This is a genomic window from Variovorax sp. YR750 (assembly GCF_900109805.1).
GTDB lineage: Bacteria > Pseudomonadota > Gammaproteobacteria > Burkholderiales > Burkholderiaceae_C > Variovorax > Variovorax gossypii.
The window spans coordinates 87,793-102,456 of the sequence record NZ_FOBJ01000014.1; the positions used below are offsets into that span (position 1 = coordinate 87,793).

At 69.9% G+C, this 14,664-nt stretch carries 12 protein-coding genes and 1 pseudogene; 6 read left to right on the forward strand and 7 right to left on the reverse strand.

Annotated features, from left to right (window positions below; all coding sequences use genetic code 11):
• Positions 1 to 20: 20 nt before the first annotated feature.
• From BMY35_RS26140 to BMY35_RS26155, 4 genes and pseudogenes are all read right to left on the reverse strand, one after another.
• Positions 21 to 1,482: pseudogene (locus tag BMY35_RS26140) on the reverse strand (AMP-binding protein).
• Positions 1,483 to 1,495: 13 nt separating this feature from the next.
• Positions 1,496 to 2,617 (reverse strand): CaiB/BaiF CoA transferase family protein, encoded by a 1,122-nt coding sequence (locus tag BMY35_RS26145; RefSeq protein WP_093205743.1) that lies wholly within the window; start codon positions 2,615 to 2,617, stop codon positions 1,496 to 1,498.
• A 73-nt stretch (positions 2,618 to 2,690) separates the two neighbouring features.
• Positions 2,691 to 3,842 carry an acyl-CoA dehydrogenase family protein gene (locus BMY35_RS26150; protein WP_093205745.1) on the reverse strand — a complete coding sequence of 384 codons (1,152 nt, stop codon included), beginning with the start codon at positions 3,840 to 3,842 and terminating at the stop codon, positions 2,691 to 2,693.
• A 9-nt stretch (positions 3,843 to 3,851) separates the two neighbouring features.
• Positions 3,852 to 5,051 (reverse strand): acyl-CoA dehydrogenase family protein, encoded by a 1,200-nt coding sequence (locus BMY35_RS26155; RefSeq protein WP_093205748.1) that lies wholly within the window; start codon positions 5,049 to 5,051, stop codon positions 3,852 to 3,854.
• A 249-nt stretch (positions 5,052 to 5,300) separates the two neighbouring features.
• Between BMY35_RS26155 and BMY35_RS26160 the strand changes: the two genes are divergently transcribed.
• Positions 5,301 to 5,540: a hypothetical protein gene (locus tag BMY35_RS26160; protein WP_093205750.1), complete on the forward strand. Its 240-nt coding sequence runs from the start codon at positions 5,301 to 5,303 to the stop codon at positions 5,538 to 5,540.
• Positions 5,541 to 5,568: 28 nt separating this feature from the next.
• Here BMY35_RS26160 and BMY35_RS26165 read toward each other — a convergent pair whose 3' ends face one another.
• A complete protein-coding gene (locus BMY35_RS26165) occupies positions 5,569 to 6,438 on the reverse strand; it encodes a UDP-2,3-diacylglucosamine diphosphatase (protein ID WP_093205753.1) in 870 nt (289 codons plus the stop codon).
• A 94-nt stretch (positions 6,439 to 6,532) separates the two neighbouring features.
• Here BMY35_RS26165 and BMY35_RS26170 point away from each other — a divergent pair, with 94 nt between their 5' ends.
• Positions 6,533 to 8,278, forward strand: coding sequence for a lysoplasmalogenase family protein (locus BMY35_RS26170; RefSeq protein ID WP_093205755.1), 1,746 nt, complete (start codon positions 6,533 to 6,535; stop codon positions 8,276 to 8,278).
• A 40-nt stretch (positions 8,279 to 8,318) separates the two neighbouring features.
• Here the strand turns inward: BMY35_RS26170 and dmeF are convergent, their stop codons facing one another.
• Complete coding sequence (dmeF, locus tag BMY35_RS26175; protein ID WP_093205758.1) at positions 8,319 to 9,278, reverse strand: CDF family Co(II)/Ni(II) efflux transporter DmeF; 960 nt, start codon at positions 9,276 to 9,278, stop codon at positions 8,319 to 8,321.
• Between the two features lie 5 nt (positions 9,279 to 9,283).
• Positions 9,284 to 10,348 (reverse strand): Holliday junction branch migration DNA helicase RuvB, encoded by a 1,065-nt coding sequence (ruvB, locus tag BMY35_RS26180; protein WP_093205760.1) that lies wholly within the window; start codon positions 10,346 to 10,348, stop codon positions 9,284 to 9,286.
• 88 nt (positions 10,349 to 10,436) lie between these two features.
• On the opposite strand from ruvB, the gene BMY35_RS26185 reads away from it, so the two are divergent.
• From BMY35_RS26185 to BMY35_RS26200, 4 genes are read left to right on the forward strand one after another with little or no spacing between them, the layout of a single operon-like run.
• On the forward strand, positions 10,437 to 11,060 hold the full coding sequence (locus tag BMY35_RS26185) for a CDP-alcohol phosphatidyltransferase family protein (RefSeq protein WP_093205763.1): 624 nt from the start codon (positions 10,437 to 10,439) through the stop codon (positions 11,058 to 11,060).
• A complete protein-coding gene (locus tag BMY35_RS26190) occupies positions 11,057 to 12,823 on the forward strand; it encodes a bifunctional alpha/beta hydrolase/class I SAM-dependent methyltransferase (protein ID WP_093205765.1) in 1,767 nt (588 codons plus the stop codon). Before BMY35_RS26185 ends, BMY35_RS26190 begins: the two co-directional genes overlap by 4 nt.
• Before the next feature lie 31 nt (positions 12,824 to 12,854).
• Positions 12,855 to 14,204 (forward strand): phosphatase PAP2/dual specificity phosphatase family protein, encoded by a 1,350-nt coding sequence (locus tag BMY35_RS26195; protein ID WP_093205768.1) that lies wholly within the window; start codon positions 12,855 to 12,857, stop codon positions 14,202 to 14,204.
• Positions 14,194 to 14,640 carry a hypothetical protein gene (locus tag BMY35_RS26200; RefSeq protein ID WP_093205770.1) on the forward strand — a complete coding sequence of 149 codons (447 nt, stop codon included), beginning with the start codon at positions 14,194 to 14,196 and terminating at the stop codon, positions 14,638 to 14,640. The genes BMY35_RS26195 and BMY35_RS26200 overlap by 11 nt, the downstream gene beginning before the upstream one ends.
• Positions 14,641 to 14,664 lie beyond the last annotated feature (24 nt).

Consider the following 14,664-nt stretch of genomic DNA (forward strand, 5'->3'; position numbering starts at 1 on the left):
TCGTATCCGATCGGCGCGGCTCAGCCCACGCGCCGTTCCCTGCCGGCCCAGAAGGGCTCGCGGCAGTGGGCGATGACGGCCTCGGCCTCCAGCGCCATGCCCTCGCGTCGCACGATCACCGCGTGCACGCGTTCGCCCCACTTGTCGTCGGGCACGCCGATCACCGCTGACATCAGCACCTGCGGCATCTGCGCGATGGCGTTCTCGACCTCGGCCGAATACACGTTCTCGCCACCGCTCACGATCATGTCCTTCATGCGGTCGACCACGAACACGAAGCCCTGGTCGTCCATGTAGCCGCCGTCGCCGGTGTGCATCCATCCGCCGCGCAGCGCGGCCTCGGTTTCCCTCGGCTTGTTCCAGTAGCCCTTCATGACCATCGGGCCGCGCGACGATCTCGCCGACCTGGCCCGGCGGCACCTCCCTGTCTTCGCCGTCGACGATGCGTATCTCGGCAATGGGCACCGGCGTTCCCGCCGAGCGCAGCAGTCGGTCGCGATCGGGGCCCGGCTGGTGGCAATGCGGCGACAGCGCGGTGACCACGGGCGAGAGCTCCGTCATGCCGTAGACCTGCGCGAAGGCGGCCTTCGGGATCGCGCGCATCGCCTGGTCGAGCAGCGCGGCGTCGATGGGCGCCGCGCCGTAGAACAGCAGCCGCAGGCTCGACAGGTCGAAGTCGGCGAAGCGCGGATGCTCGATCACGCGCTTGATCATGGTCGGCACCATGAACATCTCGGTGATGCGCGCGGACTGCACGGCCTGCAGCACCGCCAGCTCGTCGAACATGGGCAGCACGTGCATCGGCATCAGCCGCAGCAGGTTCTGGATCGAGGCGCCGCAGCCCGCCACATGGAACATGGGCGCCGCGACGAGCGACACCGCGTTCTGCGCATCGCGCGGCAGTGCCGCGACCGTGCTCAGCGCGTTGATGCAGAGGCTGCCGTGCGTGAGCATCACGCCCTTGGGCTGCCCGGTGGTGCCGCCGGTGTACATGATGGCCGCGAGCTCGTCGGTGCCGTGCGGCGCGTCTTCCGCTGGCTCGGCCTTGGCCAGCAGCGCCTCGTAGCCCACCATGCCCTCGGGCACCGCGCCGTCGCCGCAATAGACCACCGTGCGCAGCGACGCCGAGAGCTGGCGCAGCGCCGGCACCATCGGCACGAACAGGTCGTCGACCAGCAGGATGCGGGTGTCGCAGTCGTCCAGCGAGTAGGCGACCTCCTTCGGGTTCCAGCGGATGTTGACCGGGTTGATGACGCCGCCGCCCCACCAGGTGCCGAAGAAGTATTCGACGAAGCGGTGCGAGTTGAGGCTCAGCATGCCGACGCGGTCGCCGCTCGCCATGCCGAACTGCTTCAGCACGGTGGCCAGGCGCGCGACGCGGTCGGTGAAAGTCGCGAAATCGAGGCTGGTGCCGCCGCAGACGATGGCGATGGCCTTCGCCTTCTCGCGGCGGCCCTTGTGCAGGGGTTGGGTGAGGAACACGAGGTTGTCTCCTTCAGGCACTGCCAAGAGGCGCAAGAGGCGCGATCGCATCCGCCGCCACGCCCCAGCGGCGCAACACGGCAGGGCCGTCGTCGCGCGCGGTCGCCTGCGGCAGCACCGGCGCGGTGCGGCTGAAGCGCGGCGCGGGCGCGGGCTGCACCACGCCGCCCACGTTGGCGAAGGTGCCGCGCGCCACGTTGTGCGGGTGCTCCGGCGCCTCGTCCCAGTCGAGCACGGGCGCGAAGCAGGCGTCGCTGCCTTCGAGCAGCACGCACCACTCGTCGCGCGTGCGCGTGCGGAACACGTCGGCCATGCGCAGCTTGAGCAGCGGCCAGCGGTCGGCGTCCATCTGCGCGTCGAATGCGGTGTCGTCGGCGATGCCGCAGCGCTCGCGCAGCAACGCGTAGAACTGCGGCTCGATGGCGCCCACCGCCACGTACTTGCCGTCGGCGCAGGCGTAGGTGTCGTAGAAGTGCGCGCCGCCGTCGAGCATGTTCTCGCCGCGCTGGTTGCTCCATTGCCCCGCCGATTTGAAGCCGTACATCATGGCCGACAGCAGCGCCGCGCCGTCGGTCATGGCGGCATCGACCACCTGGCCCTGGCCGGAGTTCTTCGCCTCGTGCAACGCGGCCAGGATGCCGAAGGCCAACAGCATCGCGCCGCCGCCGAAGTCGCCCACGTAGTTCAGCGGCGGCACCGGCGGTTCGCCCGCGCGGCCGATGGCGTGCAGCGCGCCGCTGATGGCGATGTAGTTGATGTCGTGCCCCGCAGCGTGCGCGAGCGGGCCGTGCTGGCCCCAGCCGGTCATGCGGCCGTACACCAGCCGCGGGTTGCGTGCGTGGCATTCGGCGGGGCCCAGCCCCAGCCGCTCCATCACGCCGGGGCGGAAGCCCTCGACGAGCACGTCGGCCTTGGCGATGGCGTCGAGCACGGACTGCGCCGCACCTTCCGCGCGCAGGTCGACCTGCAGCGTGCTGCGTCCGCGCGCGAGGATGTCGTGCGGCGCGGTGCGCGTGCCGGGGCGCTCGATGCGGATCACCTCCGCGCCCATGTCGGCGAACAGCATCGCGCAGAACGGGCCGGGGCCGATGCCCGCCATCTCGATCACCCGAAGGCCTTGCAGTGGACCTGCCATGGTCTGTCTCCTGTGTGTGGAGACATCTTGGCGCCGGCCCCACGGCGCCGCATCGTCGAAAGCGACGAATGCGCTACGCCTGCGCCTGCACCAGGGCTGCGCGCAGCTTCGCGACGCGGCGCAGGTGCCAGGACGGCGGGCCGAACTGGCCCTCGATGAGCGTGGCGCGGCGCACGTAATGCCCGACTGCCAGCTCCTCCGTCATGCCCATGCCGCCATGCAGCTGCACCGCGCCCTGCCCGACCGCCTTGCATGCCTTGGCGGCAGCCACCTTGGCGGACGAGACGGCACGCGCACGTTCGCCGCTCGATGCGTCGTCGATGATTTCACCCACGCTGGCGGTGAGCGCTGCGGCCTGCTCCAGCGCCATGTGCATGTCGGCCAGGCGGTGCTGCAGCACCTGGAAGCTGGCAATCGGCACGCCGAACTGCTTGCGCTGGCGCACGTAGTCGAGCGTGTCGCGCATCAGGCGGCGCATGACGCCGATGGACTCGGCGCAGACAGCGAGCGTGGCCTCGTCGAGCGCCTGTTCGATCTTCGGCAGTGCGCCGCCCTCCTCGCCCAGCAATGCGTCGGCCGGCAGGCGCACGTTGTCGAAGACGATGTCGGCGGCGCGGCCGCCGTCGCGCGTCGGATAAGCGCGCAGGCGCAGGCCGGGCGTGTTCTTCGGGACGACGAACAGCGAGAGGCCGGCGCTGCCGATCGCGCTCACGAGCAGGTGGCTGGCCCATGGTGCTGCGTGCACCACGGCCTTGCGGCCGTTCAGGCGGAAGGAGCCGTCGGCATCGCGCACGAATTCGGTCTGCACGTCGGCGCGGTCATGCCTGCTTTGCGGCTCGCCGTGCGCGAACGCGAGCACGGCCTCGCCCGCGACCACGCGCCCCAGCAGCGCGTCGGCCTGTGCGCCGGGGTTGCGCTGCAGCAGGCCTGCGCCGATGACCATCGTCGACAGGTACGGCTCGGCGGCGAGCGCGCCGCCCAGCGTCTCCATCAGCGCGAGGTGCGCGGCCATGCCGCCGCCGAGGCCACCCGCCGACTCGGGCAGGGCCGCGCCCAGCAGGTCGAGTTCGGTGGCAAGGCCGCGCCAGAACGGCGGTGGTGCGTCGTCGGCCTTGCGCAGCGCGTACAGGCGTTGCTCGAAGCCGTGGTTGTCGTCGAGGTAGCGCGCGAGGCTGTCGCGCAGCATCGCCAGGGTGTCGTCGCGCTCGGTGGTGGCTGTCGTCATCGAAGAGCCTCAGTTCGCCAGCAGGTGGGCCGCGACGATGTTGCGCTGCACCTCGTTGGAGCCCGCGTAGATCGAAGCGGCGCGGTCGTTGAGGTAGGCCGACATGGAGAACACGGCGTCCTCGGGAATGGGCAGCTCGCCGCCCTGCAGGCCGTCGTCCAGTGGCAGATCGGCCGCGGCGTAGTGGGCGGCGATTTCGACGCCGAGTTCGGTCAGCCGCTGGCGCAGCTCGGAGCCCAGCACCTTGCCCATCGACGGGCGTATGCCGTGCGGCTCGCCGCGGGCCTGGGCACGCAGCGATTGCAGCTCGGTGGCCTCGAGCGCGTCGATGGCGCATTCGGCCTCGGCGAGGCGCAGGGCCATGTCGTCGGCCTCGTGCGTGTCGTGCGCCGCGGCCGCGAAAGCCGCATCGGCCGCCGCCTGCAGCCGGCGCAGGCGGGCGCGCAGCATCGGCGCCCACGCGCCGCCGCGCTCGTGCTGCAGCAGGTACTTGGCGATGGTCCAGCCCTGGTTCTCCTCGCCGATGAGCCCCTCGGCCGGCACGCGCACGTCGTCGAAGAACACCTGGTTGAGCTCGTGGTCGCCCGAGATGCTGATGATCGGCCGGATGGTGATGCCCGGCGCCGGGATGTCGAAGCACAGGAAGCTGATGCCCTGCTGCGGCTTGCCGCCCGACGTGGTGCGCACCAGGCAGAACATGCGGTTGGCGTACTGTGCGTGGGTGGTCCAGATCTTGGTGCCGTTGATGACGTAGTGGCTGCCATCGCGCACCGCCTTGCATTGCAGCGAGGCCAGGTCGGAGCCCGACTGCGGCTCGGAATAGCCCTGGCACCAGTAGTCCTCGCCCGAGCGGATGCCGGGCAGCCACGCGCGCTTCTGCGCCTCGGTGCCGAAGGCGATGATCACAGGCGCCACCATGCCCGGGCCCATGGGCGCGCGCGGCGGTGCGTCGGCTGCCGCCAGCTCGGCCGAGAAGATGTAGTGCTGCATCGGCGACCAGCCGGTGCCGCCGTGCTCCACCGGCCAGTGCGGAACGCTCCAGCCGCGCTTCGCGAGGATGCGGTGCCAGCGGTTGCCGAATTCGTGGTCGCTGAAGATGCCGGAGCTGCGCCGGCCAGCGGCGCGCAGCTCGGGCGTCAGCTCGCGCGCGAGAAAGTCTCTGACCTCGTCGCGGAACGCGGCCTCCGCGGTCGTGAGTGCCCAGGCCATGATGTTCGTCGTCTCCTGTCGGAATGCTCCGCCCGAGTGTGATGCCGGCGGGGCCGGCCGGCATCGTCGGATCGGACGAACGTGGCGGTGCGCGTCGTGCGCCGCCGGGACTCACGGATTTCCGTAGACCTTTGTTTTCATTCGGGATAGTCCGATACGGCGGGGCACCGGTTCCTGCTTCAATCGCCCCCGGGGAGTTGTTGTTCCGGGCGGCAGAGAAGAAAGCGCCGCCCCCGAAGGAGCATTGCAGTGAGCACTGTCATTCCCGGCTTTTCGCACAGCAGCGTCGAGCGCCTGTGCGACTACGAGTTGCCGGAACAGCCTGACGCCACGCTTTCCCGGAATCCACCGGAACCCGACGGCCCCGAGAACCTCGCGCTGGCCTGGTGGCTGTGGATGGACGAGTTGGGCAAGAGCATGTTCAGGCACTACGACGCCTGGCGCGAGCAGCTCGAGCACGCGACGAAGCCGAACGACCGCAAGGGCTGACCCCGGCGGCCCTGCCTCTCTTCTCGAGTCAGGCCGCAACGACCTCGCGCTGCGGCGTCGCCTTCGACGGCACGGGCATGTGCTGTGCCCACTCGATGATTTCCAGCCTGCCGTCGGCATGCTCGGCCAGCGCCGTCAGGCTCTCGACCCAGTCGCCGTCGTTGCAGTAGAGGATGCCGTCGATGTCGCGCATCTCGGCATGGTGAATGTGGCCGCAGACCACGCCCTGCGCGCCCCGGTTGCGGGCCTCGCGGGCCACGGCCTTCTCGAAGTCGCCCACGTAGCTCACGGCCCGCTTGACCTTGCCCTTGAGGTACTTGGAAAGCGACCAGTAGGGCAGCCCCATGCGCGCGCGCAGCGAGTTGAGGTGGCGGTTGAGCTTGAGCGTGAATTCGTAGAGCGAGTCGCCCACGTAGGCCAGCCACTTGGCGCACTGGATCACGCCGTCGAACAGGTCGCCGTGGATGATCCAGAGCTTGCGGCCGTCGGCCGTCTCGTGGATCCATTCCTCGGCCACGTCGATGCCGCCGAAGTTGTGGTGCAGGTACTTGCGGGCGAACTCGTCGTGGTTGCCCGGGATGAAGATCACGCGCGTGCCCTTGCGCGCCTTGCGCAGCAGCTTCTGGATCACGTCGTTGTGCGCCTGCGGCCAGTACCAGTGCCGCTTGAGCTGCCAGCCGTCGATGATGTCGCCGACCAGGAACAGCGTCTCGCACTCGGTGTGCTTGAGGAAGTCGAGCAGGGCCCGGGCCTGGCAGCCGGGCGTGCCCAGGTGCAGGTCGGAGATCCAGAGGGTTCGGAATTGCAGTGGTGGACGCGCACGGTCGTCGTCCTCCGGGTCGAGGGCCCGGACCGCGGTGTCGCGCCATGCGCGAAGGAAAGCGTCGTCGCGTTGCATGGCCCGGTAGGCTCCCACCGCCGGGTGACCATACGATGGCGCCCCCGTGACATCCCGATGACTTGTGGGGCTGTGGCAACGCCACAATCGCGCGATGCGTCCTGGCCAGATCATCGTTCTCGCAACCCCCGTCTTCTTCCTGCTGATCGCGATCGAATTCGCTGTCGGCCGTGCCCGCGCCCGCCGCGGCGCCGGGCAGGACACCTACCGCCTCGCCGACACCGTGAACAGCATCGGCCTGGGCATGCTGAGCCAGGTCAGCGCGGTGCTCACCGGGCTGCTGCGCATCGGCATCTACACGGCCGTGTATTCGGCGGTGGCGCTCTTTCCCCAGGAGGCCGCGAAGGAGTTCTGGACCACCTGGTACGGCTGGCTGCTCGCCCTGCTGTTCTACGACTTCTGCTACTACTGGCTGCACCGCATGGGCCACGAGTCGGCCGTGCTGTGGGCGGCGCACGTGGTGCATCACCAGAGCCAGCACTACAACCTGTCGACCGCGCTGCGGCAGACCTCCAGCGGCGCGCTGCTGGGCTGGATCTTCTACCTGCCGATGGCGGTGGCGGGCGTGCCGCCGCTGGTGTTCGGCGTGGTGGCGCTGATCGACCTGCTCTACCAGTTCTGGGTGCACACCGAGCAGGTGGGCAAGCTGGGCTGGTTCGACCGCTGGTTCTGCTCGCCATCGAACCACCGCGTGCACCACGCGGTGAACGACAGCTACCTCGACCGCAACTACGGCGGCATCCTGATCGTGTGGGACCGCATGTTCGGCAGCTTCCGCGAGGAGGACGAGCGCTGCGTCTACGGCACGCGCGGCGAGTTGCGCAGCTGGGACCCGCTGTGGGCCAACGCCGAGGTGTACTGGGCGCTCGCGAAAGACTCATGGCACGCGCGCAGCTGGGCCGACAAGCTGCGCGTGTGGATCAAGCCGCCCGGCTGGCGGCCGGCCGACGTGGCGGCGCGTTTTCCGAAGCCGGCCTTCGACATCGCCCGTGTGACGCGCTACGAGCCGGCGGTGAGCCCGGGCGTGCAATGGTTCGCGGGCATTCAATTCCTGCTGCTGATCGGGTTCGCGGTGGTCTTCCTGTGGTTCTCCGACCAGATGCCGCTGGCGAAGTCCGCCGTGTGGCTGGCCGCGCTGACGGCCATGCTGTGGGCCATCGGCGGCGTGTTGCAGGGGCGGCTGACCGTCACCGAGGTTCTGCTGGTCGAGGCGGCGGCCCTGGCCACGGCCAGCGCGGCACTGGGCATCGGCTGGCTGCACCACGTCTTCAAGCCGCTGGCGCTGACGATCGCGATCTTCTTCGCGGCCCGGCGGGCGATGTCTGCAGGCTCCGTGACCGGCTTCGACGGCCTGCTGCTGGCCGGCTTGGTCGCCTCGCTGGCGGGCGACGTGCTGCTGATGGGGCCGGACAGGATGTTCGTTCCCGGCCTCGTGTGCTTCCTGCTGGCCCACCTCGCCTACATCGCGCTGTTCCGCATCGGCATCGGCATGTTTCCGCGCCGCGGGGTATTGGCGGCGACGCTGCTGATCGGCGCCGGCATGTACGCCTTCCTCTGGCAGGGCGGACTGCCCGCGGCCCTGCGGATTCCGGTCGGCGCCTATGTGGTGGTGATCGCCTGCATGGCTGCGCAGGCCATCGGGCGCGCCGCCGTGCTGAAGGATTCGGACTCGTCCCCGGCCTGGGTCGCGGTGGGTGCCTGCTTCTTCATGCTCAGCGACTCGCTGCTGGCCACCAACCAGTTCGTGACGCCGCTGCCGCTGGCGCCGCTGTGGGTGCTGGCTACCTACTACGCGGCTCAGATATTGATCGTGCGCCACGCGCGCGCCAAGGTCGCCTGACTTTGGCTTGCGCCTTCCCCCAGCGGGGGAAGGAGTCAAACTAGTCGGCGCAGCGCTGGATCTCCACCGTGGAGTGGCGGATTTCCTCGTGCATCGAGAAGCACGCCCGCACCTCGTCGGCCGTGAGCGTCGGCGAGTGCGTCACCACGGTGAGCGCGCAGGCGTATGCGTCACGGCCCACGCGCCACACGTGCAGGTCGGCCACGCGGGTCTCGGAGTCGGCCAGCATGGTCTCGACGCCTTCGCGGATCTCCTGCGTGACCGGGTGATCCATCTCGCGGTCGAGCAGCACCTTGCCGGTTTCCTTCAGCAGTCCCTTGGCCCAGACCGCCACCAGCACCGCGCCGACGATGCCCATCGCCGGGTCGAGCCAGGCCCAGCCGTAGAACCAGCCGCCCAGCAGCGCCGCGATGGCGAGCACCGAGGTCGCGGCGTCGGCCACGACGTGCAGGTAGGCCGAGCGCAGGTTCAGGTCGTGGCCATGGCCGTGCCCATGATCGTGGTGGTCATGGCCGTGATGGCCGTGGTCATGCCCGTGGTGATGATGCGCCCCACCCAGCAGCCGTGCGCAGACCAGGTTGACCACCAGCCCCAGCACCGCCACCGTGATGGCTTCGGGATAGTGGATCGCCGCCGGCGACCACAGCCGCTCCAGCGAGCCCACCACCATCAGCGCGGCCACGCCCAGCAGCGCCAGCGCGCTCGCGAAGCCGCCGAGCACCTCGATCTTCCAGGTGCCGAAGGCGAAGCGCGGGTCGCGCGCATAGCGGCGCGCGGCCGCATAGGCGAAGGCGCTCAGGCCGATGGCCAGCGCGTGCGAGCTCATGTGCCAGCCGTCGGCCAGCAGCGCCATCGAGTTGAACCACCAGCCGGCGCCGATCTCGACGACCATCATCGCGAAGGTGATCCACATCACGAGACGCGTGCTGCGCTCGGCGGAAGAGGTGTCGGCGCCGAAATGGTGGTCGTGCTGCCAGGCGCTCAGGTCGTGGGTGTGCATGGGGGTCAGGTTCCAAAAAGGTCGGGGCCGTCGGCACGGCCGGAAGGCGGGGCCACGCCGAGGTGGCGGTACGCGGCCAGGGTGGCGATGCGTCCGCGCGGCGTGCGCTGCAGGTAGCCCTGCTGGATGAGATAGGGCTCGATCACGTCCTCGATGGTGTCGCGCTCCTCGCCGATGCTGGCGGCCACGTTGTCCAGGCCGACCGGGCCGCCGTCGAAGCGGTGGATGACGGCCTCGAGCAGCTTGCGGTCCATCAGGTCGAAGCCCTGCGGGTCGACGTCGAGCATGGCCAGCGCCCGGTGCGCGATGTCTTCGGTGATGCGGCCGTTGCCCTTGACCTCGGCGTAGTCGCGCACGCGGCGCAGCAGACGGTTGGCGATACGGGGAGTGCCGCGCGAGCGGCGGGCGATCTCGAAGCCTCCGGCCTCGTCGGCCTCCACCTTGAGCAGGCCTGCGCTGCGGCGCACGATCAGCGCGAGCTCCTGGGGCGTGTAGAACTCCAGCCGCGCGACGATGCCGAAACGGTCGCGCAGCGGGTTGGTCAGCATGCCGGCGCGGGTGGTGGCGCCCACCAGCGTGAAGGGCTGCAGGTCGAGCTTGATGCTGCGCGCCGCGGGGCCTTCGCCGATCATGATGTCGATCTGGTAGTCCTCCAGCGCGGGGTACAGGATTTCCTCGACGACCGGGCTCAGGCGGTGGATCTCGTCGATGAAGAGCACGTCGTTCGGCTCCAGGTTGGTCAGCAGCGCCGCCAGGTCCTTGGGCTTCTCGAGCACGGGGCCGGAGGTCTGGCGCAGGTTGACGCCCAGCTCGGCCGCGACGATGTGCGACAGCGTGGTCTTGCCCAGGCCCGGCGGGCCGAACAGCAGGACGTGGTCGAGCGCCTCCTTCCGCTTGCGCGCGGCGCCGATGAAGATCTCGAGCTGCTCGCGCACCTTGGCCTGGCCGACGTACTCGTCGAGCAGCTTGGGGCGAAGGGCCCGTTCGATGGCCTCCTCGTTGGGAGAGGCCGGGGCGGCGGACACCACGCGTTGGGGGGCGGGCGCGAAGTCGTCAGTCTGGATGGTCATTGCGGAGGGGTCTTCGCCGGGGAGTTTAGTACCTGCCACACACTGGCAGAATGCTTCGGCCATATAACGAACGAGGGGAAGCCAGCACGTGTCGATCTACGAACTGAAGCCGCGTTTCCAGGCACTGCTGCGGCCGCTGGTGGTCCGCCTGCATGCGATGGGCGTCACGGCCAACCAGGTCACGCTGGCGGCATGCGTGGTTTCGGTCGCGCTCGGGCTCTGGCTCTTCTTCGCGGCGCCCTCGCTGGCGGCCTTCGGGCTCATCCCGCTGTGGATGTTCCTGCGCATGGCCTTCAACGCCATCGACGGCATGCTGGCGCGCGAGCACAACCAGCAAAGCAGGCTGGGCGCCTTCCTCAACGAACTGACCGACGTGGTCTCCGACGCGGCGCTGTACCTGCCCTTCGCGCTGGTGCAGCCCTTCGGCGGCTTCTGGGTCGGCACGGTGATCGTGCTGGCCGGGCTGAGCGAATTCGCCGGCGCGCTGGGCCCCACCGTGGGTGCCTCGCGCCGCTACGACGGACCGCTGGGCAAGAGCGACCGGGCCTTCGTGTTCGGCGCGCTAGGCCTCTACGTGGCGCTGGGCGGGCCGCTGCCGGGCTGGACGGCCTGGCTGATGCCGCTGCTGGCCGCGCTCGTGGCCTGGACCACCGTCAACCGCATCCGCCGGGCACTGGCGGAGGCCGACACCAATTCCACAGGGACTCAATGACAAATACGACTTCTCGCATCGCCGAAGAACTCCACTTCCAGACGCACGACGGCGAATCGCTGTTCTACCGCCGCTGGCCCGCCACGGGCGCGGCGCGGCGCGGCGCCGTGCTGCTGTTCCACCGCGGCCACGAGCACGGCGCGCGCATGGCGCACCTGGTCGACGAACTCGACCTGCCCGACTTCGACTTCTACGCCTGGGACGCCCGCGGCCACGGGCGCTCGCCCGGCCAGCGCGGCTACAGCCCCAGCTTCGGCACCTCGGTGCGCGACGTGCAGACCTTCGTGCAGCACATCGGCGCCGTCCACGGCGTGCCCGAGCAGGACATCCACGTGGTCGCGCAGAGCGTGGGCGCGGTGCTGATCGCCACCTGGGCGCACGACTACGCCCCCAAGGTGCGCGGCCTCACGCTCGCCTCGCCGGCCTTCAAGGTCAAGCTCTACGTGCCGTTCGCGCGGCCCGGCCTGGCGCTGATGCACAAGCTGCGCGGGCTGTTCTTCGTCAACAGCTACGTGAAGGCGAAGTTCCTCACGCACGACCCCGAGCGCATCGCCAGCTACGAGAGCGATCCGCTCATCAGCCGGCCCATCGCGGTGAACATCCTGCTGGGCCTGTACGAGGCGGCCGACCGCGTGGTGGCCGACGCCAACGCGATCACGCTGCCGGTGCAGCTGCTCATCTCGGGCGCCGACTGGGTGGTGCACCACAAGCCACAGCACCAGTTCTTCGAGCGGCTGGGCAGCGCGGTGAAGACCAAGACCGAGCTGCCGGGCTTCTTCCACGACACGCTGGGCGAGAAGGACCGCGCGCCGGCCGTGGCGCAGATCCGCGAATTCATCCTCCAGCGCTTCGACGAGCCCGCCGTGCCGGTCGACCGCCGCGAGGCGCACCTGAGCGGCGACACGGCCGACGAATCGCGCGCGCTGGCCGAGCCGCTCTCGCCCCTGTCGCCGCGCGGCGCCTACTGGGTCATGACGCGCGCCGGGCTGAAGCTGGGCGGCACGATGTCCGAGGGCATCAAGCTGGGCCACGAAACCGGCTTCGACTCGGGCAGCACGCTCGACTACGTCTACCGCAATCATCCGCAGGGCAGCTCGTTCATCGGCCGCTCGATCGACAAGACCTACCTCGAGTCGATCGGCTGGCGCGGCATCCGCCAGCGCAAGATCCACGTCGAGGAGCTGCTGCGCATCGCGATGGAGCGGCTGGCCGAAATGCACCGCGAGGTGCGCCTGATGGACATCGCCGCCGGCCACGGCCGCTACGTGCTCGACGCGGTGCTGGCGAGCCCCGTCAAGGCCAGTTCGATCCTGCTGCGCGACTACAGCGACATCAACGTGCGCGACGGCCGCGCGCTCATCGCCGAGAAAGGCCTGGAAGACGTCGCGCGGTTCGTGCAGGCCGACGCCTTCGACCGCATGAGCCTCGCCAGCGTCACGCCGCGGCCGACGCTGGCCGTGGTGTCGGGCCTGTACGAGCTCTTCCCCGACAACGAGATGGTGCGCCGCTCGCTCGCGGGCGTGGGCGACGCGGTGGAAGACCGCGGCTACCTGGTCTACACCGGCCAGCCATGGCATCCGCAGCTCGAGATGATCGCGCGCGCCCTCACCAGCCACCGCCAGGGCGAGGCCTGGGTGATGCGCCGCCGCACCCAGTACGAAATGGACCAGCTGGTGGAGGAAGCGGGCTTTCGCAAGATCGACCAGCGGGTGGACGAATGGGGCATCTTCACGGTGTCGCTGGCGGTGCGCACCGAGCGATGAGCGCAGCGGCACGCCGCACCGAGGCCCTGCAATGAGCGCCCCGCTGGCACGACGGCCATGGAAGCGCGCCGCCGCCTGGCTGGTGTTCCTGGGGCCGTTGTTCTACGCGACCTACGGCTTCGCCAACTGGTGGGCCACCACGCGCGCCGACGTGCCCTCGATGGCCTTCGAGTGGGAGCGGCAGGTGCCGTTCTGGCCGTGGACCATCTTCCCGTACTGGACGATCAACGTCTTCTACGCGCTGTCGCTGTTCCTCGCGCGCAGCCGGCACACGCTCGACCGGCATGCGCTGCGGCTGGTGACTGCCACGCTGGTCGCCTGCACCTGCTTCATCCTCTGGCCGCTGCACTTCAGCTTCGGGCAGCCGCCGGTCGACGGGGCCCCGGCCTTCCTGTTCAACGCGCTGCGCGGCTTCGACCAGCCCTTCAACCAGGCGCCGTCGCTGCACATCGCGCTGGCGGTGATCCTCTGGGACTGGTATCGGCAGTTCATCCGGCCGCTGTGGGCGCGGCTGGTGCTGCACCTGTGGGCCTTCGCCATCTGCGCCTCGGTGCTCACGACCTGGCAGCACCACTTCATCGACATTCCGACCGGCGCGCTGCTCGGCCTGTTCTGCGTGTGGCTGTGGCCGCTGGAGCGCGTGGTGTCGATGCCGCGCGCATGGCGCACCGCCAGTGATGCGCAGCGCTGGAAGCTGGCGGGCTTCTATGCCGTGGGCGCGGCGCTGTTCCTGGCGGCCGCGCTCTACGGCGGCGGCATCGCGCTGTGGCTCGCATGGCCGGCCGCCTCGCTCGCGCTGGTGTCGCTGAACTACGCCGGTTTCGGCGCACGCGGCTTCCAGATGAACGGCCATGGCCGCATGGGCTGGGCCGCACGCTGGATGCTGGCGCCCTACCGGCTCGGCGCAGCCGTCAATGCCTGGCTCTGGACCCGCAAGCTGCCGGCCTCGGTCGAGGTGGTGCCGGGCCTTCGGCTGGGCCGCCGGCCGACGCACGCCGAATGGCTGGCCGCCGGGCGGCCCCGGCTGGTGAGCCTGTGCGCCGAGCTGCAGATGCCTGCCGGCGTGCCGCATGCGCGCTGCGTGCCGGTGCTCGACCTGACGGTGCCGCCCACCATGCGCCTGCAGCGCGCGGCCGCCGTCATCGAAGGCCAGCGCAGGAGCGCGGACGGTGCCACAGTGTGGGTCTGCTGCGCGCTCGGCTTCTCGCGCAGCGCGGCGGCGGTGATCGCCTGGCTGGGCCGCTACGGGGCGGCCGGCGGCGTCGCCCAGGCCGAGGACACGGTGCGCCGGGCGCGGCCGCAGATCGTGCTGCGGGACGCCTGGCGGATGTCGCTGGAGCCGATCAAGCCCTTGCAGGAGGTGCCGCGCCATGACCGATGACAACGACAGAACCACCTGCGCCGCGCTCGCGGCGCTGCTGCGCGCGATGGCGCTGCTGGCCCTCTGGGGCTTCGCGCTCACCTGTATCTCGGCGCTGGTGCTCGCGCTGACGCTGCGCTCGCTCTCGACCACCGCCACCATGGGCTTCGGCGCCGTGGTCATCCTCGGGGCGCTGGAACGCTACTTCGCGTTCCGGCTGCGCTTCGACGAGGCGCTGTTCGACGGCCTGGCGCGCAACACCGTCGCCTCGCTCGACGCCCTCGACCGCTCGCTCGCCTCCCTCGGCCTGCGCGAGCCTCCGCCCTCGCAGCACGCTCCCCGCCCGCTGGACGACCGCGTGCAGGGCACCCGCCAGCTCATGCAGCGCCACGCCATCGTGGTGGCCTGCCAGAGCGCCATGTTCCTACTTGCCTTGATGACACAGGACATCTCTTGAACGCAGAAGAAGAAAACAAGAACA

Excerpts from the sequence above, each read along its gene's own strand:
- BMY35_RS26165 (WP_093205753.1), bottom strand. The coding sequence starts at position 6,438 with ATGCAACGCGACGACGCTTTCCTTCGCGCATGGCGCGACACCGCGGTC.
- BMY35_RS26150 (WP_093205745.1), bottom strand. The coding sequence starts at position 3,842 with ATGACGACAGCCACCACCGAGCGCGACGACACCCTGGCGATGCTGCGC.
- BMY35_RS26170 (WP_093205755.1), top strand. The coding sequence starts at position 6,533 with ATGCGTCCTGGCCAGATCATCGTTCTCGCAACCCCCGTCTTCTTCCTG.
- BMY35_RS26190 (WP_093205765.1), top strand. The coding sequence starts at position 11,057 with ATGACAAATACGACTTCTCGCATCGCCGAAGAACTCCACTTCCAGACG.
- ruvB (WP_093205760.1), bottom strand. The coding sequence starts at position 10,348 with ATGACCATCCAGACTGACGACTTCGCGCCCGCCCCCCAACGCGTGGTG.
- BMY35_RS26155 (WP_093205748.1), bottom strand. The coding sequence starts at position 5,051 with ATGGCCTGGGCACTCACGACCGCGGAGGCCGCGTTCCGCGACGAGGTC.
- BMY35_RS26145 (WP_093205743.1), bottom strand. The coding sequence starts at position 2,617 with ATGGCAGGTCCACTGCAAGGCCTTCGGGTGATCGAGATGGCGGGCATC.
- BMY35_RS26195 (WP_093205768.1), top strand. The coding sequence starts at position 12,855 with ATGAGCGCCCCGCTGGCACGACGGCCATGGAAGCGCGCCGCCGCCTGG.
- BMY35_RS26200 (WP_093205770.1), top strand. The coding sequence starts at position 14,194 with ATGACCGATGACAACGACAGAACCACCTGCGCCGCGCTCGCGGCGCTG.
- dmeF (WP_093205758.1), bottom strand. The coding sequence starts at position 9,278 with ATGCACACCCACGACCTGAGCGCCTGGCAGCACGACCACCATTTCGGC.